Consider the following 2,821-nt stretch of genomic DNA (forward strand, 5'->3'; position numbering starts at 1 on the left):
TCGCCAGCACTGCCAGTTCCTGATAGCGGTCGACGACGGCATCGAAATAGCCCCCCGCGTGGCTGCGCATGTCGCGCCGCCGCGCCACCGCGCCGTCAAGCGCGTCAAAGGCGAAGGACAGCGCCAGCGTCAGCCCGTAGACCAGCGGCGCGCCGTGCCAGAGATAGGCCAGCGAGGCCAGCACGATCAGCACCAGCCCGGCAAAGGTCACCTGATTGGGGGTGAAGCCGGCCTTGACCAGCGGCGTCGACATGGCTTCCCACAGGGGGTCGATTTTCGATTTGATGAGACCGTCGATCATGGCGATGTCCTTCAGGCGCGATAGCTGCGGATCAGGTTGCGGCGGATGCGGTCGAACCGGGCGCCGCGCAGCGCCAGCGCTTCGACCCGCGCCGGCTCGGGGCTGTATTCGGCGGTGGTGTGGGTCTTCAACCGCGCCGCCGCGGCAAAACTGTCCGCCGCCCAGCCAAGGGTTCGGGCCGCCAGGGTCGCGGTGCCCAGAACCCCGGCATGGCGCGCCTCGCCGACCCGCACCGGGCGGTTCAGCGTGTCGGCAACGGTCTGGGCAAAGGCCGGGTTGGCGGCCACGCCGCCGACCATCGACAGCGGCCCGTCCAGCCGCACCCCCTTCTGGCGCGCCACGCTGCGATAGGACCACAGGATGTTCAGCGCCACGCCCTCGACCGCCGCGCGGCGCAGGGCGCGCGGGTCGTGATGCAGAGACAGGCCGTGGAAGGCGCCGCGCAGACGATCATTGTCGACCGGCACCCTCTCGCCGGCCAGCCAGGGCACGAAATAGGGGTCGTCGGGTTGCGGCGCGCCCATGTCCTCGAAGGCGCCGGCCAGCGCCTCGCCCTCGGTGGCGCCACCGCTGATGCGCACCGCCCATTCCATCGCCGAACCGGCGTTTTCCTGGCTGGCGATCAACAGGGGGCGATAGTTCAGCCCGCTGGCGATGGTGGCATAGGAATGGCCGACATCGAGCCGCCGCCCGTCCATGAACCCGGAAATCCAGCAGCTGGTCGCGGCACTGATATGCAGCGCGCCATCCTCGACCTCGCCCGAGCCCAGCGCCGCCGCGGTCACATCCGAGGTGCCCCCCAGCACCACGGTATCGGCCCGCAGGCCAAGCTCGGCCGCCGACTGCGGCGTCAGCCTCTCGACCGGGGCATCGGCATCGACGATCTCGGGCATGCGGGCGATCGGAATGCCGGTGGCCCGGGCCAGTGTTTCCGACCAGCCCTCGCGCCCGGGCCGGGTGTCCAGCAGCCAGGTCAGATTGGCGCTTTCGGCGCTCGAGGTGAACCGCCCGGTGGCGCGGTGCACCAACCAGTCCTTGACGTCGAGAAACCAGCGGGTGCGGGCAAAAACCTCGGGTTCGTTCCGTTTCAGCCACAGGATCTTGGCCGTCGGGTCCATGCCGTTCTTGGCCGGTGCCCCGTTGGCGATGCGCAGCCAGCGCGCCAGCTTCAGCAGCTGATAGCCATGCAGCGAGGGAAAGCCGCCGACCAGATCGCGGCCGATCTGCGCCGCCCGCTTGTCGAGCCATGTCAGGCAGGGCCGCAGCGCTGCGCCGTTTTCGTCGGCACAGATCACGCCGCAGATCTGGCTGGAAAATACCAGCACCGAGGCGCGCTCGGCAAGGTTCGGCACCTCTTGGCGCAACTGCGCCACCGCGCGGGCCAGCGCCGCCCAGAGATCGGCCGGGTTCTGCTCGGCGATGCCGCCGGCAGCAAGATGCAGCGGATAGGCCTCGGTGGCTTTCGCCAGCAGCTTCAGATCACCGTCGACGACGCCGAGCTTGACCGCAGAAGTGCCGAAATCGGCGGAAATCACAAACTCGCCCTGTCGCACTTCGCCCCCCGATCTGGATGCCGCAAGCTGGCACGAAACCGCGCGCGAAGGCAACATGCCGGCGCCGGTTTCCGGCCCTGCCCGAGGCTATTTCCGCGCCGTCAGCGCGGTTTCGTACAGGCTCAGGAACCGCGGGCCGACGGCGGCGACGTCGAAGGCGGCGGCGCGCTGATCCGCCCAGCGCGCCAGGCGCTTGCAAAGCGCGGGATCGCGGGCCAGTTCGATCACCTTGGCGCTCAGCGCAGCGCTGTCCCCCGGCGGCACCAGAAGGTCGCGCCCCGCGCCGTTCATCACCGTGGCATAGCCGGCATTGGCGGCCGCCACCGGCAGCGCCCCGGCGGCCATGGCCTCGGTCAGCACCAGGCCGAAACTCTCGCCGCCCGTCGCCGGGGCAACGAAGAAATCGGCGCTGGCCACCAGCGCCGGGGCCCCGGCGCGCGACGGCGGTGGCAGGAAGGTGACATCGCGCAGCGCCGCCACCTCGGCCATCTTGCGCAGAGGCGCCTCCAGCGCCCCCGCCCCGGCAATGGTCAGCCGCGCCCCGGGCAGGGCGGCGGCGATCGCCGGCCAGGCCTCGAGCAGAACCCGCACCCCCTTGCGCTCTTCCAGCCGGCCCATGAACAGCAGATGTGGCCCCGTCGGCCGCGCCTGCCGGGCGGCGCGCCAGCGCGCAAGGTCGATCACCGGCGGCAGGATGGCAGGCAAGGGATCGACGCCCAGCGCCCGCCACTGGGCGCGCGGCGCCTCGGAGGGGACGACGATGGCATCGAGCCGCTTGTGGAAATAGCGGGCGGCAAAACGGATATAGGCGCGGAAGGGGTCAAACCCGCCGCCCTCCGGCAGCGTGGCATGGAAGGTCGCCACCGAGGGCAGCCGCAGCCCGCGCCAGATCTGCCAGGCCAGCATCGGCGTCCATGGGGTGTGCAGATGCACCATCTCGGCGCCCCAGGACCGCAGGTCGCGCAGA

At 70.7% G+C, this 2,821-nt stretch carries 3 protein-coding genes; all 3 read right to left on the minus strand.

Going from position 1 to position 2,821, the window contains the following annotated elements:
• Positions 1 to 301: CDP-alcohol phosphatidyltransferase family protein (locus ABZD10_RS14920; RefSeq protein WP_372887715.1), on the minus strand; the 301-nt coding region annotated here is incomplete at its 3' end.
• 11 nt (positions 302 to 312) lie between these two features.
• The gene (locus tag ABZD10_RS14925; RefSeq protein ID WP_372887717.1) at positions 313 to 1,854 is read right to left on the minus strand and encodes an FGGY-family carbohydrate kinase; all 1,542 of its coding nucleotides are present in this window, start codon (positions 1,852 to 1,854) and stop codon (positions 313 to 315) included.
• Positions 1,855 to 1,941: 87 nt separating this feature from the next.
• Positions 1,942 to 2,821 (minus strand): glycosyltransferase family 4 protein (locus ABZD10_RS14930; RefSeq protein ID WP_372887719.1); only part of this gene is annotated, 880 nt, incomplete at its 5' end.

Origin of the sequence: Shimia sp., assembly GCF_041624275.1 — a bacterium.
In the GTDB taxonomy this organism is placed as follows: Bacteria; Pseudomonadota; Alphaproteobacteria; order Rhodobacterales; family Rhodobacteraceae; genus Shimia.